Below are 24918 nucleotides of genomic sequence, written 5' to 3' on the forward strand. Positions count from 1 at the left end.
TCATCCAAATTTGAACCACTCGACTCCGGAGTACGACCATGACCGTCGCCGTGCAGACAGGCACCTGGCAGCTCGACCCGGCCGCGTCCACCGTGGGACTGCGGCACAGGACCATATGGGGACTGGTCACCGTGAAGGGCACGTTCACCGCTGTCGCGGGCGGGGGCGAGGTGCGCGCCGACGGCTCGGCCACCGGCACCGTGACCCTGGAGGCGGCCTCCCTGGACACCAAGCACACCAAGCGGGACACCCACCTGCGCTCGGCCGACTTCTTCGACGCCGACCAGCACCCCGAGATCACCTTCGCGGTGCGCGGCGCCGACCGCCTCGACGGCGACGCGGTACGGGTCACCGGTCAGCTGACCGTGCGGGGCGTCAGCAGGCCCCTGGACTTCACCGCGCGCCTGACCGGCGAGGGCGCCGACGCGCTCGGCCTGGACGCCGAGTTCACCGTGGACCGCGAGCAGTTCGGCATGGGCTGGAACCAGCTGGGCATGCTGCGCGGGCTCACCACGGTGACGGCGAAGCTGCGCTTCGTGCGCGCGGAGGCGTGAGCCGGCCGCTCAGCCCTTCGGCGCCCCGCCCTTGCCGCTGCCGCCCTTGATGCCCAGCTCGGCCCGGCTCACGTCCTTGGTGGAGAGCGTCTGCGGGGTCGCCGTGAAGGCGCGCAGCCGGATGTGCGTGTACTTCTTCCCGGGCAGCGGGAAGCCGCCCTTGGGCGCCCGTAGCTGGACGGTCGCCGTGCCGTGCGCGGGGATCGTGGCCGGGCCGTGGGCGAGCGACCAGTACCGGTTCATGCCCTGGCCCGTCGTCAGCATGTAGTGCGGGGTCAGCGCCGTGTTCCCGGTGTTGGTGACCTTCACCGTCAGTGCCGACAGCTTCCGCGCCGAGCCGTGCCGGGCCGCCGTGATGTCCATCCGCAGCGGCGGCTTCCCCGTCACCGCCAGCGTCGCGCTCACCAGCGCGGGCAGCACCAGCAGCACCACGGCGGCGGCCAGCGCGGGCCGACGGCGACGGCCCGTCAGCCACCCGGGGCGCGGCTGCCACGCGTTCCTGAACTCCGACAGGGGCACGGTGATGGCCGCCGCCAGCCACAGCGGCGTGTACATCAGGTAGTAGCCGTCCTGGGACCGGGTCGCCAGGTAGAAGGCGCACCAGGGCAGCACGGTCGCGGCGGGGCCCAGCCGCCGTACGAACAGCACGAACAGGGCCAGCAGGGCCGCGGCGAGCAGCATGCTCGCGTGGCCGTACCAGTCGAGCCGGTCGCTGCCGTGGGTGAAGTACAGGGAGATGTCGACCAGACCCTGGCCGTGCAGCACCGCGCCCTGGGTCAGCGGCAGCGCGATGCCCCGGAACCACGGACCCGGCTCGGTCACGATGAAATACGCGTTGATCAGCAGCCAGGTGAGGACCGCGATCCCGGCGATCCGCAGCACCACCCGCGCGGCCGCCCGCCCGTCGAGCTCGCCGCGGCGCACGGCGTAGATCCCGGCCAGCAGGAACGGCGTGACGAACCAGGGGAGTTGCTGTGCCGCGCACGCCGCCCCGATGCACGCGGCCCGCGCGATCCCGGCGGCGCCCAGCCGCCCCCCGGCGCCGAACCGCGGCCAGCGCACCACCACCGGCACCAGCAGGACCAGGCCGACGATCGCCGGGTAGCCCTGACGGGCGTACATCGGCAGGAAACTGAAGCCCAGACAGACCATCGTGGCCGCCGAGCGCCACGGTGTCGGCAGCAGCCGCCACAGCACCACGGTGCCCACGATCAGTACGACCGTCACCGCGAGCGTGGCCGGCGCCCCGGCATGGCCGAGCCACAGGAAAGGCGCGGTGAGCAGCGGCGCAAGCGGGGGATAGCCGTACGTGAAGTCGTAACCGCCGGTCGTTGTCGCCGTGAGGGCGACGCCCTTGATGTGGAAGAGCCACGGCCACGGCTGGTCGTACACCAGGTGCCCGCCGACGATCTGTTTCGCGGCCTGTGTGGTCAGCACCGCCTCGTCGCCGCCCGCGTGGTTCAGCGCCCAGGTGCACAGGGTGAGCGCGATCGCGGTCACCAGCACCACGGCGTCGAGGCGGGCCAGCGAACGCGCCCGGCGGACCGTGAGCGTGAGCACGCCGGTCACCAGGATCGAGGCGTAACAGACGGAGATGATCCCCGCGAGGAGCAGCTTGTGCGTGGCCGCCTGTGTCCACACCGCACGCGTGCCGATGAACAGGCTGACGTCGGCGAGCAGCGTCAGCACACGATGCCACTGCGCGGGTGGCTCGTGGAGCTCCGCGTGGGCGACCGGTACGGCGGACACCGCCGACTGTGTCCGCCGGCCGGCTGTCACCTGCTGTGTTTCTGCCAAGTGCACGGCACCGGACGCTAATGGCAGCCGGTGAGCGAGGCATGGCGGCATGTGAAGAGTCGGGTATGAGGGCGGTAAGAAACGGACTTAATCGTACATGTGACGCAGGTCGCACCCGGCCATGCGGCACCGGATCGGTCGCGCAGTGTGTCGCTGTTGGGCCGAACGGGTGACGTGGCGTAAGAATTGGCTGGTGCAGGCATGGAGTGCGAGTCAGGTCAGGGGGAGCCGGTGAGCCGCTACGACGTCACCGATGAACAGTGGGAAGGGCTCGCCCAGGTCGTGCCGCTGCGGGGCCGGGACGCCTGGCCGTCCGCGGTGAACCACCGCGCGCTGCCCGACGCCGAGACCGAGACGCGGCGCCGTTTCGTCGTCCTGCGCGTCAACGTCTTCGCCGACGCCCGGGAAGTCGCCGAGACCCTGATGGCCGGTGCGCCGGTCCTGCTCGACCTCTCCGGCGCGGAGAGCGAGGTCGCCAAGCGCGTCCTCGACTTCAGCACGGGCGTGGTCTTCGGCCTGCGCAGCGGAATGCACCGCGTCGACCGCAACGTCTTCCTCCTCACCCCACCCGGCACCGAGGTCAGCGGGCTGATGGAGGGGGCGGGCGCGTCGCGGGACTGAGCGAGTGCCTCCGGCGGTCGGGCGGGGTGCTTGGGGCGGCTGAGCGGGTGTCTTCGGTGGTCGGGCGGGGTGCTCGGGGCGGCTGGGCGATGTCTCCGGGGGTTGGGCCGGGGTGCTCGGGGTGGCTGAGCGGGTGCCTTCGTCGGTGGCGCACGGTGCTTGTGGCGGGTGCCATGGGGGCGTCGGGTGGCTGGGCGGGTGCCTTCGTCGGTGGCGCGCGGTGCTCGGGGCGGCTGAGCGGGTGTCTTACGCGGTGGCGCACGGTGTGGGTGAGCGCCTTGCGGGTGTTCGGGGTGGCTGGGCGGGTGCCGTCGGCGGTGGCGTGCGGTGCTGCGGCGGGTGCCATGGGGGCGTCGGGTGGCTGAGCGGGTGTCTTCGGTGGTCGGGCGGGGTGCTCGGGGCGGCTGGGCGATGTCTCCGGGGGTTGGGCCGGAGTGCTCGGGGCGGCTGAGCGGGTGTCTCCGGGGGGCGAGCGAGGTGCTCGGGGTGGCTGAGCGGGTGCCTTCGTCGGTGGCGCGCGGTGCTTGTGGCGGGTGAGCGGGTGCCTCGTGCGGTCGGGCGGGGTGCTTGGGGCGGCTGGGGGGATGGCTTCGGTGGTGGCGTGCGGTGCTTGTGGCGGGTGCCATGGGGGCGTCGGGTGGCTGGGCGGGTGGCTTCGTCGGTGGCGCGCGGTGCTCGGGGTGGCTGAGCGGGTGTCTTACGCGGTGGCGCACGGTGTGGGTGAGCGCCTTGCGGGTGTTCGGGGTGGCTGGCCGGTGCCGTTGGCGGTGGCGTGCGGTGCTGCGGCGGGTGAGTGCCTTGGGGGTGTCGGGGGCCTGATTGGGTGTCTCCGGCGGTCGGGCGGCGTGCTCGGGGTGGCTGGGCGGATGCCTTCGGCGGTCGTGCGCGGTGCCTCTGGCGGCTGAGCGCGGGACCGGTGGCGGGTGAGCGCGGGATCTGTGGAAGGTCGGCCGGGGTCGTGCGCCGGGACGACGTCGGCGGCGGTCGTGCGGTGGCGTGCGCGGAGGCGGCGTGTCCGGGTGCTCGGAAACCGGTCGTGCGCGGAGGCGGCGTGTCCGGGTGCTCGGAAAGCGGTCGTGTGTGGAGGGACGTGAGCGGTGCTCGCTTGGTCGGTGTCACCCGACCGAGTGGCCCGAGTCCCGTTTGGGCCTGCCCGCACCGCCCGTTCGTGGGAAGGTGCCGGCAGGAAACGGTTCGGCAGGCGGGGCGGGTTCTACGGTCCGGGCATGGCCGTGCCTTCCGTGTCCGCCGATCCGCCCGCCGCCGACGCGCCCGCCGGGACCGTACCCGCGCAGTCCAGGCGGTCCCCCGATGTGCGTGCCCGGATCACCGAGTTGCGGCTGTCGGCCTTCGCCGGGCATCGGCGGGCCGGGCTTCCGCTGGGGTCCGTCACTCTGTTCGCCGGGCGCAGCGGAGCGGGGAAGACGACCGCGCTCACGGCGTACGAGGCGCTGGCCCGGCTCGGTGGCGGAGCCTCGCTCCTCGAGGTGTTCCCGGACCCGGTCGCCTGTGTGCCGCAGCGGGCCCGCCCCGATGCCGGAGGGCGCCGCGGCTTCCGGATCGGCTGTACGGCCGACGGCGCCGAGGGACCGGTCCGGCTCGACGTCGCCGTACAGGCCGAACCGCACCTCCGGATCGTCGGGGAGCGGCTGACCGCGGGCGGCCTCGTCCTGCTGGAAACCGCGTTGCGCGACCCCGGGCGCGGGACCGTCCAGGCCGCCTGGCACACCGCCGGCTCCGCCCCGGTGACCCGCGCCCCGCTCCCCGACGACCGGCTCGGCACCGCCCTGCTGCCGCTGCGCGTGGCCGGCAAGACGGACGGGCAGCGGCAGGTGCTCGCCGCGGCCGAGCAGATGGTGGTCGCTTTGCGCTCCGTCTTCCCCTGCGACCCCCGCCCCGAGTCCATGCGCAGGCCCGTGCCCACCGGCTCCGGCCGGCTGCTGTCCGGCTGCGACAACCTCGCCGACGTGCTGTGGCGCACCCGCGCGGAATGCGGCCGTCGGCACGGCCTGCTGGTCGACGCGCTGCGCGCGGGCTGTGCGGGGCCGGTGACCGATCTCGTCGCGGAGCCGCTGCCGGACGGCACGGTACGGGCGGTGCTCGACCGCGGCGACGGCCTGCGCACCGAACTCGCCCGGCTCGGCGACGGCGAACTGCGCCATCTCGCGCTGACGCTGGTGCTGCTGACCGGGCCCGGCGTCCTGGACATGGACTCCCCGGGCGAGGTGCCCGACGCCCTGCGCACCCTCACCGTCCTCGCCGACGGCTTCGACCGTGGCCTCGACCCCGTCCAGCGCCGGGAACTGCTGCGGACGGCCGCCCGGATGGGCGAGCGCGGCCACATCCGGTGCGTGGGCGCGGTGAGCGACGCCTCGTGGGCCGCCGGGACCGAGGGTGTCGCAGTGGTACACCTGGACGCGTGACGGAACCTCTCGACCTGGCAGGACTCCAGCGCAGGCTCGCCGAGTTCGCGGCCGCGCGGAACTGGCAGCCCTACCACACCCCCAAGAACCTCGTCGCCGCTCTCAGCGTGGAGGCCTCCGAACTGGTCGAGATCTTCCAGTGGCTGACGCCGGAGGAGTCCACGCGCGTGATGGACGACCCGGACACCGCGCACCGGGTCACCGACGAGGTCGCCGACGTCCTCGCATATCTCCTGCAGTTCTGCCATGTGCTCGGCATCGACCCGCTGGCCGCCCTGTCCGCGAAGATCGACCGCAACGAACGGCGCTTCCCGGTGCCGGGGGCGCACGAAGTGTCCGAGAACGCGTCCGAGCGCCGTCAACCCCCGGAAGATTGACCTCCGTTATCACCCTGCGGAGTCAATTCACCTGTCGAATCCGAATTGTTGTCCACAGATTTCCGTCTACCTCTGGCTTTTCACCCCGAGCGGTTTCACTCTGGGTAGTGACCAAGGGAGTTCCAGCGGGCGTGCGCTGAAGCACGCGGAAGGACGGGGGCGACGCATGGATGCCATACGGCTCATTCTCACGAGCAGGCGTGCGCTGGCGTGCGGCACCGACGCGGCCGAGATCATGGCGGAGGCGTGGCAGGCACAGGCCCTGGCCCAGGCGATCGGCAGCCGGCTCGCGGTCTCCGGACCGCCCGAGCTGCGCGGCGAGGCGCTGGGCCTGACCGAACTGGCGGGCCGCGGCTGCGGGGTGCTGGACCCGCCCGAGCTCGACCTGGGCGACCTGCGCGCCGCCCAGCTCACCGAGCTGGCCGACGCCCGCGAGACCCTGCTCTGCCTCGGGGGTCTGCTCGGCGAGGTCGGCATGGCCCTGGTCGGCCTGGCCAGCGGGGCCGACGACGAGACGACGTACTGGCAGTGCATGGAGGCCATCGACGCGGCCGACGAGTCCCGCGACCGCGTCCTGGAGATGCTGCGCAAGCTGGCGGCACGGGAGGAGGCCTTACAACGGGAGGAGGCCTTACCGGAGACCAGCGGCCACACCGGCCTGAGCGCCGACCACACCAGCCTGAACGCCGACCAGAGCAGCCTGAACGGCAATCGCAGCAGCCCGTCCGGCGTTTGAGGACGCGGCCGTTCGGGCCGAAGCGGGGGCCAGCCGACCGGCGGGGCGATTTTCACCCGACCGGGGACCGCCGCGCCGGACGGTACCCACGAGCCTGACGTGGCGGGCGGCGTGCAGGATAGGTGTATGGACCTTCGAATCTTCACCGAGCCCCAGCAGGGGGCCACCTACGACACCTTGCTCACCGTGGCGAAGGCCACCGAGGACCTGGGCTTCGACGCCTTCTTCCGCAGCGATCACTACCTCCGGATGGGCAGCGTCGACGGCCTGCCCGGACCCACGGACGCCTGGATCACGCTCGCCGGACTGGCCCGCGAGACCCGGCGCATCCGCCTCGGCACGCTGATGACGGCCGGCACCTTCCGGCTGCCCGGCGTGCTCGCCATCCAGGTCGCCCAGGTCGACCGGATGTCCGGCGGCCGGGTGGAGCTCGGCCTCGGCGCGGGCTGGTTCGAGGAGGAGCACAAGGCGTACGGCATCCCGTTCCCGAAGGAGAAGTTCGCGCGGCTGGAGGAGCAGCTGGCGATCGTCACCGGGCTGTGGGCGACCGAGGTCGGCAAGACCTTCGACTTCCACGGCACGTACTACGACCTGACCGAGTCGCCCGCGCTGCCCAAGCCGGCCCAGAAGAAGGTCCCGGTGCTCGTCGGCGGCCACGGCGCGAGCCGTACGCCGCGGTTGGCAGCCCAGTTCGCCGACGAGTTCAACATCCCCTTCGCCGGCATCGAGGACACCGAGCGGCAGTTCGCCCGGGTACGTGCCGCCGCCGAGGAGGCCGGCCGCGGCGCGGACGCGCTGACGTACTCCAACGCGCTCGTGGTCTGCGTCGGCCGGGACGACCGGGAGGTGGCCCGCCGGGCCGCCGCGATCGGCCGTGAGGTCGACGAGCTGAAGGCCAACGGCCTGGCCGGTTCGCCTGCCGAGGTCGTCGACAAGATCGGCCGGTACGCCGCGATCGGCTCCCAGCGCATCTATCTGCAGATCCTGGACCTCGACGACCTGGACCACCTGGAGCTGATCTCCGCCCAGGTGCAGTCGCAGCTGTCGTAACGCCGTCCGGGCGGCTCCCTCCGCCCCGCACCGCCGGAGGGAGCCGGCTCGGCCGTCGCACTGCGCGAAGTCGTAGTCGTAGTCGAGTCGTAGTCATAGTCGTGGATCTCGCAATGAACGACGTGACGTGGTCCGCTGGGCCGTCGTCGACCGGCCACTCCGAGAAAACCGGTCGTCAGCGGGCCCTGCTACCGGAAGACTCGGTCATGTGTTCCTGACGATCTCCACGCGCGGCGACGCCGCCCACCCGGCCACCGACCTCGGATACCTGCTGCACAAGCACCCCGACAAGGCGCAGAGGTTCTCCACGTCCTACGGCACGGCGCACGTCTTCTACCCCGAGGCGGACGACCGGCGCTGCACGGCCGCGCTGCTGCTGGAGATCGACACCCTCGCGCTGGTCCGGCGGGGCAAGGGCAAGGGCCGCGGCGGCGCCCCCGACGCGGCGCTCGCGCAGTACGTCAACGACCGCCCCTACGCGGCTTCCTCGCTGCTCGCGGTCGCGCTGAGCGGCGTGTTCTCCAGCGCTCTGCGCGGAGTGTGCGCCGCCCGCCCCGAACGGGCCGCCGCCCCGCTGCCCCTGCGCGTCGAGGTACCGGCGCTGCCCGCCCGCGGCGGCCCGGAGCTCGTACGACGGCTGTTCGAGCCGCTCGGCTGGACGGTGACGGCCGAGCCGGTGCCGCTCGACACCGAGTTCCCGGAGTGGGGCGACTCGCGGTACGTCCGCCTGGTCCTGGAGTCGGAGACGCTGACCCTCGCGGAGTCGCTGCGCCATCTGTACGTCCTGCTGCCGGTCCTCGACGACGCCAAGCACTACTGGGTGTCCTCCGACGAGGTCGACAAGCTGCTGCGGGCCGGCGAGGGCTGGCTGCCCGCCCACCCGGAGCAGAAGCTGATCACCAGCCGGTACCTCTCCCGCCGCTGGTCGCTGACCCGGCAGGCGATGGAGCGGCTGGAACTGGTGCGTCTCGCCGAGGCCGACGACAGCGAGGTCGAGGAGATCGACAACGCGGTCGAGGAGGAGAAGGAGACAGAGGAGAAGCCGACTCCGCTCGCGGTGCAGCGCCGGGACGCGATCATCGAGGCACTGCGCGCGTCCGACGCCACCCGCGTCCTCGACCTCGGCTGCGGACAGGGCGAGCTGGTGCGGGAGCTGCTGAAGGACGTGCGGTTCACCGAGATCGTCGGCCTCGACGTGTCCGTGCGGGCGCTCACCATCGCCTCCCGCCGGCTGAAGCTGGACCGCATGGGGGAGCGGCAGGCGTCCCGGGTGAAGCTGGTGCAGGGCTCGCTCGCCTACACCGACAACCGGCTCAAGGGCTACGACGCCGCCGTGCTCAGCGAGGTGATCGAGCACCTCGACCTGCCCCGGCTGCCCGCCCTGGAGTACGCCGTGTTCGGGCACGCCCGCCCGCGCACGGTGCTCGTGACCACCCCGAACGTCGAGTACAACGTCCGCTGGGAGACCCTGCCCGCCGGACACACGCGGCACGGCGACCACCGCTTCGAGTGGACCCGGGAGGAGTTCCGCACCTGGGCGCACACGGTGGCCGAACGGCACGGCTACGACGTCGGGTTCAGGCCCGTCGGCCCCGACGACCCCGAGGTGGGCCCGCCCACCCAGATGGCACTGTTCGTGATCAAGACCGAGAAGGAGGCGAAGGCGGCATGACCGAGGCAACGGAGAACGCACCACAGAACAAGGGACGGGTCCTCCCCGTCACCGACCTCTCCCTCGTCGTCCTCGTCGGCGCCTCCGGCTCCGGCAAGTCCACCTTCGCCCGCCGGCACTTCAAGCCGACCGAGGTGATCTCCTCGGACTTCTGCCGCGGTCTCGTCTCCGACGACGAGAACGACCAGAGCGCGACCCGGGACGCCTTCGACGTCCTGCACTACATCGCCGGCAAGCGGCTGGCCGCCGGCCGCCGCACCGTCGTGGACGCCACCAGCGTGCAGCAGGACGCCCGGCGTCAGCTGATCGACCTGGCCAAGCAGTACGACGTGCTGCCCATCGCCATCGTGCTGGACATGCCCGAGGAGGTGTGCGCCGAGCGCAACGCGGCCCGCACCGACCGCGCCGACATGCCGCGCCGGGTCATCCAGCGGCACATCCGCGAACTGCGCCGCTCGCTGCGCCACCTGGAGCGCGAGGGCTTCCGCAAGGTGCACGTCCTGCGCGGGGCCGAGGAGGCCGAGCACGCCACCGTCGTCACCGAGAAGCGCTTCAACGACCTGACCCATCTCACCGGTCCCTTCGACATCATCGGCGACATCCACGGCTGCTCCGCCGAACTGGAGGCCCTGCTCACCAAGTTGGGGTACGCGGACGGCGTGCACCCGGACGGCCGTACCGCCGTCTTCGTCGGCGACCTGGTCGACCGCGGCCCGGACACCCCGGGCGTGCTGCGCCGGGTGATGTCGATGGCCGAGACGGGCAACGCGCTGTGCGTGCCCGGCAACCACGAGAACAAGTACGGCCGCCATCTCAAGGGCCGCAAGGTCCAGCACACCCATGGGCTCGCCGAGACCATCGCGCAGATGGAGGGCGAGAGCGAGGAGTTCAAGGAGCGGGTACGGCGGTTCCTGGCGGGCCTGGTCAGCCACTACGTCCTCGACGGCGGCAGGCTGGTCGTCTGCCACGCCGGCCTGCCCGAGAAGTACCACGGCCGCACATCCGGCCGGGTCCGCTCGCACGCCCTGTACGGCGACACCACGGGCGAGACCGACGAGTTCGGGCTGCCGGTGCGCTACCCCTGGGCGGAGGACTACCGGGGCCGCGCGGCGGTGGTCTACGGCCACACCCCGGTCCCCGAGGCGACCTGGCTCAACAACACCATCTGCCTGGACACCGGCGCGGTGTTCGGCGGCAAGCTGACCGCGCTGCGCTGGCCGGAGCGCGAGCTGGTCGACGTACCGGCCGAGCGGGTCTGGTACGAGCCGTCGCGTCCGCTGCGCGCCGAGGCGCCCGGCGGACAGGACGGCCGCCCGCTGGACCTGGCGGACGTGTACGGCCGCAGGGCCGTGGAGACCCGGCAGGCCGGCCGGGTGGCGGTCCGGGAGGAGAACGCGGCGGCGGCCCTGGAGGTCATGAGCCGCTTCGCGACCGACCCGCGCCTGCTGCCGTACCTGCCGCCGACCATGGCACCGACGGCGACCTCCCGGATCGACGGCTACTTGGAGCACCCGCAGGAGGCCTTCGCGCAGTACGCGGCGGACGGGGTCGAGCGGGTCGTGTGCGAGGAGAAGCACATGGGCTCGCGGGCCGTGGCCCTGGTGTGCCGGGACGCGGAGGCGGCGCGCAAGCGGTTCGGGGTTGGGGGTACCTCCGGCTCGAGCGAAGCCGGGAGCGGGGGAGGCCCCACCGGGTCCCTCTACACCCGGACCGGGCGGCCGTTCTTCGACGACGAGCAGGTGACCGAGGAGATCCTCGGCCGACTGCGCGCGGCGATCACGGACGCCGGCCTCTGGGACGAACTGGCCACCGACTGGCTGCTGTTGGACGCCGAGCTGATGCCGTGGTCGCTGAAGGCCTCGGGGCTGCTGCGCAGCCAGTACGCGGCCGTCGGTGCCGCGTCCGGCGCGGTGTTCCCGGGCGCGCTGGCCGCGCTGGAGGCCGCCTCGGCCCGGGGTGTCGACCTCACCGGCCTGCGGGACCGGCAGCGGGACCGGGCCGCCGACGCGGCCGCGTTCACCGCCGCCTACCGCCGCTACTGCTGGACCACGGACGGCCTGGACGGCGTACGCCTGGCCCCGTTCCAGCTGCTGGCCGTCCAGGGCCGCAGCCTCGCCGCGCTGCCGCACGACGAGCAACTGGCCCTGATCGACCGCCTGGTGGAGCACGACGGCACCGGACTGCTGCAGACCACCCGGCGGCTCTACGTCGACACCGGCGAGGCGGATTCGGTGCGCGCGGGTGTCGACTGGTGGCTGGAGATGACCGGCCGAGGCGGCGAGGGCATGGTCGTCAAGCCGCTCGGCGCGCTGGTCCGCAACCACGACGGACGGCTGGTGCAGCCCGGCATCAAGTGCCGGGGCCGGGAGTACCTGCGGATCATCTACGGCCCCGAGTACACCCGCCCGGACAACCTGGCCAGGCTCCGGCAGCGCTTCCTGAACCACAAGCGGTCCCTGGCCCTGCGCGAGTACGCCCTCGGTCTGGAGGCCCTGGACCGGCTCGCGGACGGGGAGCCGCTGTGGCGGGTGCACGAGGCGGTGTTCGGGGTGCTGGCGCTGGAGTCGGAGCCGGTGGACCCGCGCCTGTAGCCGTCCCCGCGCACGTGTCGGTCACAGAACGCCCTTGTGTCGCACACACATCTGTCCATATGGTGGACAGCCGTGCGGCACAGGGGTGTTCGCGCGTCGGAGGGGAGGGCGGTGGACATGGAGATCAAGAAGGTCGTGGTCCGCGAGGAGGAGCGGGGCACCGGCCGTCGGCCGGCGATCCTGGAGAAGCGGCCGACCCGCTGAGCATGCGCGTTCACCTGGTCACGATGCCCTGGCATCCGCTCGACCTTCCGTCCCTGCAGCTCGGCCTGCTGAACCGGCTGGTCCGGCAGGCGCGTCCGGACGCCGAGGTGACCGAGTTCCACGGCTCCCTGCGCTGGGCCGAGTTCCTGCTGGAGCGCTCCGGGGGCCGGCTGCGGCCGGGCGACTACGTCTCCGTCGGCAGCGACGCCATCTTCCACGGCCTCGGCGACTGGGTCTTCTCCGGCGTCCTGTACGACGATCCGGACTGGGGCCTGGCCCGGCTGCGGGAGTACGCCGCCGACCGGGACGTCTTCGTCGACACGGCCGTCGCGATGCGGCCGTACGCCGCCGCCTACGTCGCCGCCTGCGCGGAGGAGGTGCTGGCGGCCGAGCCGGACGTCGTCGGGTTCACCAGCACCTTCATGCAGAACGTCGCCTCCCTCGCGCTGGCCCGCGAACTCAAGCGAGAACGCCCCGAGTCGACGGTCGTCTTCGGTGGCGGCAACTGCGACGGGCCGATGGGCCACGCCCTGCACCGCAACCACCCCTTCGTCGACCATGTGGTCCGCGGCGAGGCCGAGTACGCCTTCCCGGCCCTGTTACGGCACCTTGCCGAGCGCACCGACCCCGTCGACGTGCCGGGCCTGTGCTGGTGGGACGGCCCGGTGTCGCGTGCCAACCCCGCGACCCGGCGGACCGTGGCGCCCGCCGACATACCCTCGCCCGACTACGACCAGTGGCAGGCCGCGCTGGACGCCTCCCCGGTCCGGGAGTACGTCCATCCGAAGCTCGTGGTGGAGGGCGCCCGTGGCTGCTGGTGGGGCGAGAAGCACCACTGCACGTTCTGCGGGCTCAACGGCTCCGCCATGGCCTTCCGCGCCAAGCCCGGGGAGCGGCTGTGGGCGGAGATCGACCGGCTGGTGCGCCGGCACCGCGTCCTCGACGTGGTCACCGTCGACAACATCATCGACATGGCCCACTTCCGGGACTTCCTGCCCCGAGTGGCGGAGAGCGGCTGGGACCTGCGGCTGCACTACGAGGTCAAGTCCAACCTGACCCCCGCGCAGCTGCGACTCCTCGGCGAGTCCGGCACGGTGCACATCCAGCCCGGCATCGAGAGCCTGGGCAGCCGGGTCCTGGACCTGATGGACAAGGGGGTCACCGGCGCCCGTAACGTCCGCACCCTGCGCGAGTGCGAGAACCACGCGCTGACCTGCTCCTGGAACCTGCTCTACGGTTTCCCCGGCGAGACGGCCGACGACTACGCGCCGGTGATCGACCAGTTCCCCGCGCTGGTCCACCTCCAGCCGCCCAGCGGCGCCCACCGCGTCCAGCTGGAGCGGTTCAGCCCGCACTTCACCGACCCGGACCTCGGCTTCGGCAAGCGCCGCCCGGCCCGGATGTACCGGCACGTCTACGAGCTGCCCGAGGGCGAACTCGCCGACCTTGTCTATCTGTTCGACACCGAGGACGCCGGGATCGCGGGCCCGGTCGAGCGGCGGCTGCAGGCCGCCGTCGCCGCGTGGCGGGCCGGGCACGCGCACTCCCGGCTGCTGTTCGAGGAGGACGGCGAGGAACTGCTGGTGCACGACCGGCGGCACGGCCGGCCACCGGCCACCCACCGCTTCACCGGCTGGGGCGCCGAGGCCCTGCGCCGCCTGGAGGACGGCCGTACCGTCCCGGCACTGCACCGGCTGCTGACCGCCGACGGCCACGGGCCGACCACGCAGGCCCTGACCGCATGGGTCCAGCAGGCCTTCGACCTCGGACTGTTGTTCCGTGACGGCGCCACCTATGTGTCCCTGCCGACCTGGGGCGAGCCGGTCCGCCTGTCCGAGGACGCCGGATGAGCGCGCCGATGGCCGTGGTGCCGCTGGACCTGAGCGGCGCGGGCCCGGAGACGGCGGAGGCGGTGCGCTTCCTGCGTGAGTGCCAGAGCGACGGACTGCGGGTGGACTGGCGGGGCGTGGGCCGGCCGTCGTACGACATCGGACTGCTGCGCCATCTGCCGCCGCCGGCCGAACTGCCGGGCGAGGAGGCGACGTTGGCCGCCTGGCGGGCCGGACACGCCTACGGCACCCTCTACCACCGGCGCGGTCCCGGGTTCGTGACCGTCCTGGACCGCAGGGAGAAGGGCACCGCCGTACGGCTCACCCTCGACCACCCCGGTCTCCTCGCCGCCTTCCTCCGTCTCCAGGAGCCGGCACCGCTGGACGCGGTCGACCGGGAGGCCCTGGATCTCCTCGTCGCCGAGCGGCTGGTGCTGGCCGCCGGAGGCTGGGCGGTGGCCCTGCCTCCGCGCATCCGCCGCTGGCCGGTCCCCTGCACCGCGATCTGACCGGCCAGCCGCAGCCGCTCCGACCAAGAGGTACCGCTTCTCGTCAAGGAGACGAAAACAGCAAGGGTCGGAAACGGTCAACAAGGGCGTGAAGACGGGCGGGGGCGGCCAGGATGGAGGCATGGCATACCACGTCGACTCCGAGGCCGGGCGGTTGCGTCGCGTGATCCTGCACCGGCCCGACCTTGAGCTCAAAAGGCTCACCCCCAGCAACAAGGACGCCCTGCTCTTCGACGACGTGCTGTGGGTGCGCCGGGCGCGCGCCGAGCACGACGGGTTCGCCGACGTCCTGCGTGACCGCGGGGTCGCCGTCCACCTCTTCGGCGACCTGCTCACCGAGACCCTGGAGATCCCCGAGGCCCGCACCCTCGTCCTCGACCGGGTCTTCCACGAGAAGGAGTACGGCCCCCTCGCCGCCGACCACCTGCGCGCCGCCTTCGAGGCCCTGCCCGCACGCGAGCTGGCCGAGGCGCTCGTGGGCGGCATGACCAAGCGCGAGTTCCTCCAGGCGCACGCGGAGCCCACCTCCGTCCGCTTCCATGTGATGGACCTCGACGACTTCCTCCTCGGCCCCCTCCCCAACCACCTCTTCACCCGCGACACCTCCGCCTGGATCTACGACGGGGTCGCGATCAACGCCATGCGGCTGCCCGCGCGACAGCGGGAGACCGTCCACTTCGAGGCGATCTACCGTCACCACCCGCTGTTCCGCGACGAGGCGTTCCATGTCTGGTCCCAGGGGCAGGCCGACCATCCCTCCACCATCGAGGGCGGCGACGTGCTGGTGATCGGCAACGGCGCCGTGCTGGTCGGGATGAGCGAGCGCACCACCCCGCAGGCCGTGGAGATGCTGGCGTACAAGCTGTTCGCGGCCGGCTCGGCGCGCACCATCGTCGCGCTCGACATGCCCAAGCGGCGCGCCTTCATGCACCTCGACACCGTGATGACCATGGTCGACGGTGACACCTTCACCCAGTACGCGGGGCTCGGCATGCTGCGCTCGTACACCATCGAGCCGGGGGTCTCCGAGAAGGAGCTGAAGGTCACGGACCATCCGCCGGAGCACATGCACCGCGCGATCGCCGCCGCCCTCGGGCTCGGCGAGATCCGGGTGCTGACCGCCACCCAGGACGTGCACGCCGCCGAGCGCGAGCAGTGGGACGACGGCTGCAACGTGCTCGCCGTCGAGCCCGGGGTGGTCGTCGCCTACGAGCGCAACTCGACCACCAACACGCATCTGCGCAAACAGGGCATCGAGGTGATCGAGATCCCGGGTAGCGAGCTGGGGCGGGGCCGGGGCGGGCCGCGCTGCATGAGCTGTCCCGTGGAACGAGACGCCGTATAGAAATGTGAAGGATCGTATAGACTTACAGAGTCCGCTGTAGTCATACCTCTGGAGCGCTCCCCATGGCGACAGTCCCGACCGCCCTCGCCGGCCGCCACTTCCTCAAGGAGCTGGACTTCACGGGGGAGGAATTCCGCGGCCTGGTCGAGCTGGCGGCCGAGCTGAAGGCGGCCAAGAAGGCGGGGACCGAGACGCAGTACCTGCGCGGCCGGAACATCGCGCTGATCTTCGAGAAGACCTCGACGCGCACCCGCTGTGCGTTCGAGGTCGCCGCCGCCGACCAGGGCGCCCGCACGACCTACCTGGACCCGTCCGGCTCGCAGATCGGTCACAAGGAGTCCGTCAAGGACACCGCGCGGGTGCTGGGCCGGATGTACGACGGCATCGAGTACCGCGGGGACAGCCAGGCCAAGGTCGAGGAGCTGGCCGCGCACGCGGGCGTGCCCGTCTACAACGGCCTCACCGACGACTGGCACCCCACCCAGATGCTCGCCGACGTGCTCACCATGACCGAGCACAGTGCCAGGCCGCTCCGGCAGATCGCCTTCGCCTACCTCGGCGACGCCCGCTTCAACATGGGTAACTCCTACCTGGTCACCGGCGCCCTGCTCGGCATGGACGTGCGGATCGTCGCCCCGAAGGCCTACTGGCCCGCCGAGGACGTCGTCACCCACGCCCGCAAGCTCGCCGCGGCGAGCGGTGCCCGGATCACCCTCACCGAGGACGTCCCGGAGGGCGTGTCGGGGGCGGACTTCGTCGCCACCGACGTGTGGGTCTCCATGGGCGAGCCGAAGGAGGTGTGGCAGGAGCGCATCGCCGCGCTGTCGCCGTACGCCGTGACCATGGACGTCCTGCGCGCCACCGGCAACCCGGACGTGAAGTTCCTGCACTGCCTGCCGGCCTTCCACGACCTCGGCACCGAGGTCGGCCGCGAGATCCACGAGACCTATGGCCTGACCTCGCTGGAGGTCACCGACGAGGTCTTCGAGTCCACCCACTCGGCCGTCTTCGACGAGGCCGAGAACCGCCTGCACACCATCAAGGCGGTGCTGGTCGCCACACTCGGCCGGCAATCCTAGTCCACCCTCCCGACCAGGCCTTATCCTGACCGGCGGCCCGGCACCACCCCAGCCCGGGCCGCCGCCGCGACCTCACCCGGTCGCCCGCACCACCGAGAAACGAGCACCAACCCGCAATGCCCGCTCCCCGCATCAAGTCCCCGCACCTGCTCGTCGCCGAATCCGGCGCAGACCGCGAGGGCCACGGCCTCAAGCGCACGATGGGCCTCTTCCAGCTCATCTGCTTCGGCGTCGGCGCCATCGTCGGCACCGGCATCTTCGTCGGCCTCTCCGACTCCGTCGCCCAGGCCGGCCCGGCCGTCGTCGTCTCGTTCGTCCTCGCCGCGATCACCTGCGTCTTCACCGCCTTCTCCTTCGCGGAGCTGGGCGGCGCGATCCCGGTCTCCGGCTCCTCGTACTCCTTCGCCTACGCCGGACTCGGCGAGTCCACCGCCTTCCTCGTCGGCTGGTGCCTGCTGCTGGAGTACGGCATCTCCATCTCGGCCGTCGCGGTCGGCTGGAGCCAGTACGTCAACGAGCTGTTGCACAGCCTCACCGGCGTCCAGCTCCCGGCCGCGCTGTCCGCGGGCCCCGGCGACGGCGGGATCATCAACCTCCCCGCCGTGATCGTCATCGCCATGGCCTCCGTGCTGCTGGTGCGCGGGGTGCGCGAGAGCGCCCGGGCGACGGCCGCCATGGCCGCGGTCAAGCTCGTCATCCTGCTGGCCTTCTGCGCCGTCGGCTACAGCGCCTTCAAGCACGGCAACCTCACCCCGTTCTCCCCGGCCGGCCTCGGTGGCATCGGTGCCGGCACCACGGCCGCCTTCTTCTCCTACATCGGCTTCGACGCGATCACCACGGCCGGCGAGGAGGCCAAGAACCCGCGCCGGGACATCCCGGTCGCGATCATGGTCTGCATGGGCATCGTGACGCTGCTGTACTGCGCGGTCGCGGTCGCCGCGATCGGCGCCATCGGCGGCAAGCAGGTCGCCGGCCGGCCCGCCGCCCTCTCCTACGTCGTCAACGAGGTCACCGGCTCCGCCGTCGGCGGCGGAGTGATCGCCTTCGGCGCGGTCGTCGCCATCGCCTCGGTCGTCCTCGCGGTGATGTACGGCCAGACCCGCATCCTGATGTCGATGTCCCGCGACGGCCTGATCCCGCGCGTCTTCGAGAAGGTCAACCCGAAGACGTCCACGCCGGTCGCCGGCACGCTGATCGTCGCCGTCGTCTTCGCGCTCCCGGCGGCCTTCGCCTCCCTCGACGCCGTGATGAACCTGTGCACCATCGGCACCCTGGCGATCATGGCCGTCGTCAACATCGTGGTGATCGCGCTGCGCCGCCGCGAACCGGGCCTCACCCGCAGCTTCCGGGTGCCGCTGTATCCCGTGGGCCCGCTGCTCGGCGTCGCCTTCTGCCTGTACCTGATGTACGAGACCGGGTGGCAGACCTGGATCCAGTTCGCCGTGTTCCTCGTGGTGGGCCTGGCGATCTACGCCCTCTACGGGCGCCGGCACTCCACGCTGGCGCGGACGGCCGAGCCCGAGGTCACGCCGAGCGCCGCCGCTGAGCGGGAACCGCAGGCAGTCTGAACCACACCGCCTTGCCCGACGGGGTGGGGCGGTGCCCGCAGGACGAGCTGAGGGCTCGGATCAGCAGCAGCCCGCGCCCGCCCTCCTGCCAGACGTCGGGCTCCTCGATCGACGGTGCGGTCAGCCGGCCGGGCGGCGCCGGGTCCGGGTCGTGCACCTCGACCTGGCAGCCGCTCGGCAGCAGCTCCACCACCAGCTCTATCGGGCCGCGCCCGGCGGTGTGCTCCACCGCGTTGGCCACCAGCTCCGCCGTGAGCAGTTCCGCGGTGTCGCTGTCGGCCGGATGCTCCACCTCGGCGAGGGCCGTGCGCACCAGGGCACGCGCCACGGGCACCGCCGCCGCGGTGTGCGGCAGCGCGATGCGCCAGGAGGCCGGTTCGGTGGAGGGTTCGTGCAAGGCGAGTCCGTTCATGGAGCAGGCTGTCCTGCTTTCGACTGTAGGAATGGTACGGGCCCGGCCACAGGGACTGTCGGCGGGCTTCGCCCAGGACCTTCGGCCCCGGTACCGGGCGGCTTACCCCGGCGAACGGCCCGCCTCGCCCGCCCGTGCCCACTGTTACGGCGCTGTCGCTGACCGGTGACGCATGTGACCGGACGACCGGATCCGGCCGATCCGCCGCCGTCTGTCGCGTACTCGTGACGACAGTCACAAATGAGTGATAACTTCAGGGGACAGCGCAACGTACGGCACCGCCGCCCTAGGAGGCCGCACGTCATGAGTCCCTTCACCGGCTCCGCCGCCCGCACCTCCGACTGGGAGCATCTGCGGGTCCAGCTCGCCGACGGGGTCGCCACCGTCACCCTCGCCCGTCCCGAGAAACTCAACGCGCTCACCTTCGGCGCCTACGCCGACCTGCGCGACCTGCTGGCCGAGCTGTCCCGGGAGCGCGCCGTACGCGCCCTGGTGCTGACCGGTGAGGGACGCGGCTTCTGCTCCGGCGGCGACGTCGACGAGATCATCGGCGCCACGCTCGGCATGGACACCGGCCGGCTGCTCGACTTCAACCGGATGACAGGCCAGGTCGTACGGGCGATCAGGGAGTGCCCGTTCCCCGTGATCGCCGCGGTGCACGGAGTGGCGGCCGGGGCCGGAGCGGTGCTGGCGCTGGCGGCCGACTTCCGCGTCGCGGACCCCACCGCACGCTTCGCCTTCCTCTTCACCCGCGTCGGCCTGTCCGGCGGCGACATGGGCGCGGCCTACCTGCTGCCCCGCGTCGTGGGCCTCGGCCACGCCACCCGCCTGCTCATGCTGGGCGACCCGGTCCGGGCCCCCGAGGCCGAGCGCATCGGCCTCATCAGTGAGCTGACGCAGGAGGGCCGGGCCGACGAGGCGGCCCATGCGCTGGCCCGCCGCCTGGCCGACGGTCCGGCCCTGGCCCACGCCCAGACGAAGGCGCTGCTCACGGCCGAGCTGGACATGCCTCTGGCGGCCTCGATCGAGCTGGACGCCTCGACCCAGGCCCTGCTGATGAACGGCGAGGACTACGCGGAGTTCCACGCGGCCTTCACGGAGAAGCGTCCGCCGAAGTGGCGGGGGAGGTGAGCTGTCATGCGGGTGGCGATCATCGGTGGCGGCCCCGGTGGCCTGTACGCGGCCGCGCTGCTGAAGCGGCTCGACCCGGCCCGTGACATCACGGTCTGGGAACGCAACGCCCCCGACGAGACCTTCGGCTTCGGAGTCGTCCTCTCCGACGAGACGCTGGGCGGCATCGAGCACGCCGACCCCGTCGTCTACGAGGCCCTGCAACGCGACTTCGTTCGCTGGGACGACATCGACATCGTCCACCGGGGTGTCACACACCGCTCCGGAGGCCACGGTTTCGCCGCCCTCGGTCGTCGCCGCCTTCTGGAGATCCTGCACGACCGGTGCCGCTCCCTGGGCGTGGAGCTCGACTTCCGCACCGAGGCGCCCCACCCGGACACGCTCTGCGCCGAGTACGACCTCGTCATCGCCGCCGACGGAGTCAACAGCACCACCCGCGCCACCCATGCCGATGTGTTCGAGCCGCAGGTGACGACACACCGCTGCCGATACATCTGGCTCGCCGCCGACTTCCCCTTCGACGCCTTCCGTTTCGAGATCGCCGAGACGGAACACGGCGTGATGCAACTGCACGGCTACCCGTACGCGGCCGACGCCTCCACCGTGATCGTCGAGATGCGCGAGGAGGTCTGGAAGGCGGCGGGATTCGACGACGTCACCCCGCAGGAGTCCATCGACCGCTGCGCCAAGATCTTCGCGGAGGCGCTGCGCGGCCGCCCCCTGCGCTCCAACAACTCGGCCTGGACCACCTTCCGTACGGTGGTCAACGGCCGCTGGTCCAACGGCAACGTCGTCCTCCTCGGCGACGCCGCGCACACCGCCCACTTCTCCATCGGCTCCGGCACCAAGCTCGCCGTGGAGGACGCCCTCGCCCTCGCGGCGTGCCTGCGCGAACAGCCCACACTCGAAACGGCACTGGCGGCCTACGAGGAGGAGCGCAAACCCGTCGTGGCCTCCACCCAGCGTGCCGCCCGGGCCAGCCTCGAATGGTTCGAGAACCTGCGCCTCCACCTGGACCAGCCGCCGCGGCAGTTCGCCTTCAACCTGCTCACCCGCAGCCGCCGCGTCACCCACGACAACCTGCGGCTGCGCGACGCCCACTTCACCGAGGCGGTCGAGCGCGAGTTCGGCTGCCCGCCCGGGACACCCCCGATGTTCACCCCGTTCCGGCTGCGCGGCCTGACCCTGCGCAACCGGGTCGTGGTGTCGCCGATGGACATGTACTCCGCCACCGACGGCGTCCCCGGCGACTTCCACCTCGTCCACCTCGGCGCCCGCGCGCTCGGCGGGGCCGGTCTCGTCATGACCGAGATGGTGTGCGTGAGCGAGGAGGGCCGTATCACGCCGGGCTGCGCCGGTCTCTACACCGGCCGGCAGGCCGAGGCGTGGCGGCGGATCACCGACTTCGTGCACGGCCAGGCACCCGGCACGGCGATCGGCGTGCAGCTCGGCCACTCCGGCCGCAAGGGCTCCACGAAGCTGATGTGGGAGGGCATGGACGAGCCGCTGCCGCGCGGCAACTGGCCCCTCGTCGCCGCCTCCCCGCTGCCGTACAAGGCGGGCAGCCAGACCCCTCGGCAGCTCTCCCGTGCCCAACTCACCGACATCCGCGAGCAGTTCACAGCGGCCGCCTGGCGGGCCGCGCGGGCCGGCTTCGATCTGCTCGAACTGCACTGCGCACACGGTTATCTGCTCTCCGGCTTCCTGTCCCCGCTCACGAACCGGCGCACCGACGCCTACGGCGGCTCGCCGGAGGGACGGCTGAGGTTCCCGCTGGAGGTCTTCGACGCCGTACGCGCGGTGTGGCCGGCGGAGCGGCCCATGACGGTGCGCATCTCGGCCACGGACTGGGCCGAGGGCGGCACCACCGCCGAGGACGCCGTGGAGATCGCCCGTGCCTTCGCCGCGCACGGGGCCGACGCGATCGACGTCTCCACCGGGCAGGTCGTGGCCGGGGAGCGGCCGGAGTTCGGGCGGTCGTACCAGACGCCGTTCGCCGACCGGATCCGGAACTCGGTGAGTGTCCCGGTGATCGCCGTCGGCGCGATCTCGTCCTGGGACGACGTCAACTCCCTGATCCTCGCTGGGCGTACCGACCTGTGCGCGCTGGGCCGTCCGCACCTGTACGACCCGCACTGGACCCTGCACGCGGCGGCCGAGCAGGGCTACGAGGGGCCGGGCGTCGCCTGGCCCGCTCCCTACCGGGCGGGCAGCCAGCGCCCGCAGACCGGCCGCACGGACGCCCCGAAGCCACGGCTGTCACTGGGCGACTGAATCGTCAGTGCCCCGGCCCACCGCGCCCGGACGGGGGAGCACGCCTGTACTGCCTGGCCCCCTGTGAAACCGTCCTGCGTCACACCCCCGCGAACTCCGCCCCCGCGTCCCGCAGTCGCTCGTGCAGGGCGCGGAACACCTCCGCCGAGCGCACGCCCGGCCAGCCTGGGGGCAGCAGGGGGGTGGGCAGGCCGGGGTCGGTGTAGGGCAGGTGGCGCCAGGTGTCGAGGGCGAGGAGGTAGTCGCGGTAGGCCTCCTCGGGCGGCGTGGACGGACGGCGCTGCCAGGCGCGCAGCACCGGGGCGTGCACGTCCAGGAACCGCTCGTGCTCCTTGGCGAGCGCGGCCAGGTCCCACCAGCGGGCGACCGCATCGGCCGTGGGCGCGAAGCCCAGGTGCTCGCCGCGGAAGAAGTCGACGTACGGATCCAGGTGCAGCCGGCGCAGGGTGTGCCGGGTCTCCTCGTACAGCCTCGCCGGGGCGATCCACACCCCGGGGGCCGCCGTGCCGAAGCCCAGGCCGGCCAGCCGGGAGCGCAGCACGTGCCGCTTCTGCCGCTCCGACTCGGGCACGGAGAACACCGCGAGCACCCAGCCCGTGTCCTCCACGGACGTGGTGGCGTAGATGCGCCGGTCACCGTCCTCCAGCAACTGCCGTGCCTCCGGGGAGAGTTCGTAGCCGGCCGCGCCCTGCCCGGTGCGGGCCGGCAGCAGCAGGCCGCGCCGTTTGAGCCGGGACACCGAGGAGCGGACGGAGGGCGCGTCCACGCCGACCGCGGCCAGGAGCCGGATCAGCTCGGCGACGGGCACCGGGCCGGGCATGGAGCGGCCGTACGCGCCGTAGAGCGTGACGATGAGGGACCTGGGGGCGTGCTGCTCGGACACGTTGATCATTTTAGGCCGTCGGCATCACTGCCGGTCACCTCCGCTGCGCAGCCGGAACCGCTGGAGCTTGCCGGTGGCGGTGCGCGGGAGCGCGTCGACGAAGACGAACTCGCGGGGGCATTTGTAGGGTGCCAGTTCGGACATGAGGAAGGTGCGCAGGGCCTCCGGGTCGCGCGGGGCGCCCTCGCACAGCACCGTGTAGGCCACGGCGACCTGTCCGCGGGCCTCGTCCGGGCGGCCGACCACCGCCGTCTCCACCACGTCCGGATGCCGCAGCAGTGCGTCCTCCACCTCCGGGCCGGCGATGTTGTATCCGGCGGAGATGATCATGTCGTCGGCGCGGGCCACATAGCGGAAGTAGCCGTCGGGCTCCCGGACGTAGGTGTCACCGGTGATGTTCCAGCCGCCGCGCACATACGCGCGCTGGCGCGGGTCGGCGAGGTAGCGGCAGCCGACGGGGCCGCGCACGGCGAGCAGCCCGGGCTCACCGTCCGGCACCGGCGTGCCGTGCGCGTCCTGCACCCGCGCCTGCCAGCCCGGTACCGGCACCCCCGTGGTGCCCGGCCTGATCCGCTCGTCGGCCGCGGAGACGAAGATGTGCAGCAGCTCGGTGGCGCCGATGCCGTTGATGACGCGCAGTCCGGTGCGCTCGTGCCAGGCCCGCCAGGTGGCCGCGGGCAGGTTCTCGCCGGCCGACACACAGCGCCGCAGCGAGGAGACGTCGTACCCGTCCAGCTGGTCCAGCATGGCACGGTAGGCGGTCGGGGCGGTGAACAGGACTGAGACGCGGTGCTCGGCGATCGCGGGGAGCAGTTGGCGGGGGCCGGCCTGTTCCAGGAGCAGGGAGCTGGCGCCGGCCCGCATGGGGAAGACCACCAGGCCGCCCAGGCCGAAGGTGAAGCCGAGCGGGGGTGAGCCGGTGAAGACGTCGTCCGGGCGCGGGCGCAGTACATGCCGCGAGAAGGTGTCCGCGATCGCCAGCACGTCCCGGTGGAAGTGCATGCACCCTTTCGGGCGACCCGTGGTGCCCGAGGTGAACGCGATCAGGGCGACGTCGTCGGCCGCGGTGTCGACCGCCGGGTACGGCGCGCGGGGCGCCGGGCGGTTGAGGAGGTCGTCGGGGCCGTCACCGCCGTACGTCGTGATGCGCAGCCCCGGTATGTCGGCCTTCGCCAGGTCCTCCACCGACCGGATGTCGCACAGCGCGTGCCGCACCAGGGCGATCTCGCACATCGTGGCCAGCTCGTGCGGGCGTTGCCGGTCCAGCACGGTGACGGCTATCGCGCCGGCCTTGAGCGCGGCCAGCCAGCAGGCGGCGAGCCAGGGCGTGGTGGGGCCGCGCAGCAGCACCCGGTTGCCAGGCACCACGCCGAGGTCGGCGGTGAGCACGTGCGCGATCCGGTCCACGTGCGCGCGCAGTTCGCCGTACGTCCAGCTGGGGCCGGCCGGGGTGTGGAAGACCGGGCGGTCCGCCTCGGCGTGGTCCAGGAGTTCGGCGGCGCAGTTCAGCCGCTCGGGGTAGCGCAGCTCCGGCAGGTCGAACCGCAGCTCGGGCCACTCGTCGGGCGGCGGCAGACGGTCGCGCGCGAAGGTGTCGACATGGGCCGAGCGATGCATGGCGGTTCGCCCCCTTGCCGTGACAGACGTCGAGACGGGCGTCGTGGTGGGCACCGGCGTCCTTCATGGCTCGCGCATCGAGCGTATCGCCTTGGTGACGGCAGTCAAGCTTGCGCGATAACGTCGGGGGAGCCGGGGTATGCCCCGGCGGTGGCGGGGAAGAGCCGTGGTGGCCCGCCTCCGTCAGGCGTCGAGGGCGGGCCGTGGTGGTCTCGGTCCGGATGGTGGTGGGGCGGGGCTGTGATG

18 protein-coding genes and 1 pseudogene are annotated in these 24918 nt (G+C 72.3%); 15 read left to right on the top strand and 4 right to left on the bottom strand.

From position 1 onward, the window contains the following. The first annotated feature begins 38 nt into the window (after positions 1-38). Positions 39-554: a YceI family protein gene (locus SRB17_RS32235; RefSeq protein ID WP_153543706.1), complete on the top strand. Its 516-nt coding sequence runs from the start codon at positions 39-41 to the stop codon at positions 552-554. A gap of 9 nt (positions 555-563) precedes the next feature. Here SRB17_RS32235 and SRB17_RS32240 read toward each other — a convergent pair whose 3' ends face one another. Further along, a complete protein-coding gene (locus tag SRB17_RS32240) occupies positions 564-2357 on the bottom strand; it encodes a hypothetical protein (RefSeq protein ID WP_416237107.1) in 1794 nt (597 codons plus the stop codon). A 195-nt stretch (positions 2358-2552) separates the two neighbouring features. Between SRB17_RS32240 and SRB17_RS32245 the strand changes: the two genes are divergently transcribed. From SRB17_RS32245 to SRB17_RS32300, 12 genes and pseudogenes are all read left to right on the top strand, one after another. After that, the gene (locus SRB17_RS32245) at positions 2553-2972 is read left to right on the top strand and encodes a cell division protein SepF (RefSeq protein WP_153543707.1); all 420 of its coding nucleotides are present in this window, start codon (positions 2553-2555) and stop codon (positions 2970-2972) included. A 1226-nt stretch (positions 2973-4198) separates the two neighbouring features. Further along, complete coding sequence (locus tag SRB17_RS32250; protein WP_153543708.1) at positions 4199-5395, top strand: ATP-binding protein; 1197 nt, start codon at positions 4199-4201, stop codon at positions 5393-5395. Continuing rightward, positions 5392-5772 (top strand): nucleotide pyrophosphohydrolase, encoded by a 381-nt coding sequence (locus tag SRB17_RS32255; RefSeq protein WP_323376549.1) that lies wholly within the window; start codon positions 5392-5394, stop codon positions 5770-5772. The genes SRB17_RS32250 and SRB17_RS32255 overlap by 4 nt, the downstream gene beginning before the upstream one ends. A 166-nt stretch (positions 5773-5938) precedes the next feature. Next, positions 5939-6403: pseudogene (locus SRB17_RS32260) on the top strand (DUF6099 family protein); the annotation flags it as partial. Positions 6404-6634: 231 nt separating this feature from the next. Continuing rightward, on the top strand, positions 6635-7558 hold the full coding sequence (locus tag SRB17_RS32265; RefSeq protein WP_153543709.1) for an LLM class F420-dependent oxidoreductase: 924 nt from the start codon (positions 6635-6637) through the stop codon (positions 7556-7558). A 208-nt stretch (positions 7559-7766) separates the two neighbouring features. After that, positions 7767-9230 carry a 3' terminal RNA ribose 2'-O-methyltransferase Hen1 gene (locus SRB17_RS32270; RefSeq protein ID WP_323376550.1) on the top strand — a complete coding sequence of 488 codons (1464 nt, stop codon included), beginning with the start codon at positions 7767-7769 and terminating at the stop codon, positions 9228-9230. Beyond that, positions 9227-11821: a polynucleotide kinase-phosphatase gene (locus SRB17_RS32275; protein WP_153543710.1), complete on the top strand. Its 2595-nt coding sequence runs from the start codon at positions 9227-9229 to the stop codon at positions 11819-11821. The genes SRB17_RS32270 and SRB17_RS32275 overlap by 4 nt, the downstream gene beginning before the upstream one ends. A 206-nt stretch (positions 11822-12027) precedes the next feature. Continuing rightward, positions 12028-13875: a RiPP maturation radical SAM C-methyltransferase gene (locus SRB17_RS32280; protein WP_153543711.1), complete on the top strand. Its 1848-nt coding sequence runs from the start codon at positions 12028-12030 to the stop codon at positions 13873-13875. Then, the gene (locus SRB17_RS32285; protein ID WP_228396403.1) at positions 13872-14363 is read left to right on the top strand and encodes a DUF5825 family protein; all 492 of its coding nucleotides are present in this window, start codon (positions 13872-13874) and stop codon (positions 14361-14363) included. Before SRB17_RS32280 ends, SRB17_RS32285 begins: the two co-directional genes overlap by 4 nt. Positions 14364-14484: 121 nt before the next feature. Continuing rightward, complete coding sequence (locus SRB17_RS32290) at positions 14485-15708, top strand: arginine deiminase (RefSeq protein WP_153543712.1); 1224 nt, start codon at positions 14485-14487, stop codon at positions 15706-15708. A 62-nt stretch (positions 15709-15770) separates the two neighbouring features. After that, positions 15771-16787 carry an ornithine carbamoyltransferase gene (gene argF / locus SRB17_RS32295; protein WP_153543713.1) on the top strand — a complete coding sequence of 339 codons (1017 nt, stop codon included), beginning with the start codon at positions 15771-15773 and terminating at the stop codon, positions 16785-16787. 116 nt (positions 16788-16903) lie between these two features. Then, positions 16904-18355 carry an amino acid permease gene (locus tag SRB17_RS32300; RefSeq protein WP_153543714.1) on the top strand — a complete coding sequence of 484 codons (1452 nt, stop codon included), beginning with the start codon at positions 16904-16906 and terminating at the stop codon, positions 18353-18355. Here the strand turns inward: SRB17_RS32300 and SRB17_RS32305 are convergent. Next, positions 18312-18767: an ATP-binding protein gene (locus SRB17_RS32305; RefSeq protein ID WP_153543715.1), complete on the bottom strand. Its 456-nt coding sequence runs from the start codon at positions 18765-18767 to the stop codon at positions 18312-18314. The genes SRB17_RS32300 and SRB17_RS32305 overlap by 44 nt on opposite strands. Before the next feature lie 303 nt (positions 18768-19070). Between SRB17_RS32305 and SRB17_RS32310 the strand changes: the two genes are divergently transcribed. Beyond that, positions 19071-19898 carry an enoyl-CoA hydratase family protein gene (locus SRB17_RS32310; protein ID WP_153543716.1) on the top strand — a complete coding sequence of 276 codons (828 nt, stop codon included), beginning with the start codon at positions 19071-19073 and terminating at the stop codon, positions 19896-19898. Between the two features lie 6 nt (positions 19899-19904). Continuing rightward, the gene (locus SRB17_RS32315; RefSeq protein ID WP_153543717.1) at positions 19905-22172 is read left to right on the top strand and encodes a bifunctional salicylyl-CoA 5-hydroxylase/oxidoreductase; all 2268 of its coding nucleotides are present in this window, start codon (positions 19905-19907) and stop codon (positions 22170-22172) included. Positions 22173-22251: 79 nt separating this feature from the next. On the opposite strand, the gene SRB17_RS32320 is transcribed toward SRB17_RS32315, so the two are convergent. After that, positions 22252-23064 (bottom strand): PaaX family transcriptional regulator C-terminal domain-containing protein, encoded by an 813-nt coding sequence (locus tag SRB17_RS32320; protein WP_153543718.1) that lies wholly within the window; start codon positions 23062-23064, stop codon positions 22252-22254. Between the two features lie 15 nt (positions 23065-23079). Further along, positions 23080-24672, bottom strand: coding sequence for an AMP-binding protein (locus tag SRB17_RS32325; protein WP_153543719.1), 1593 nt, complete (start codon positions 24670-24672; stop codon positions 23080-23082). Positions 24673-24918: the final 246 nt, after the last annotated feature.

The sequence above is a fragment of the Streptomyces sp. RB17 genome (assembly GCF_009604455.1).
Classification (GTDB): Bacteria; Actinomycetota; Actinomycetes; order Streptomycetales; family Streptomycetaceae; genus Streptomyces.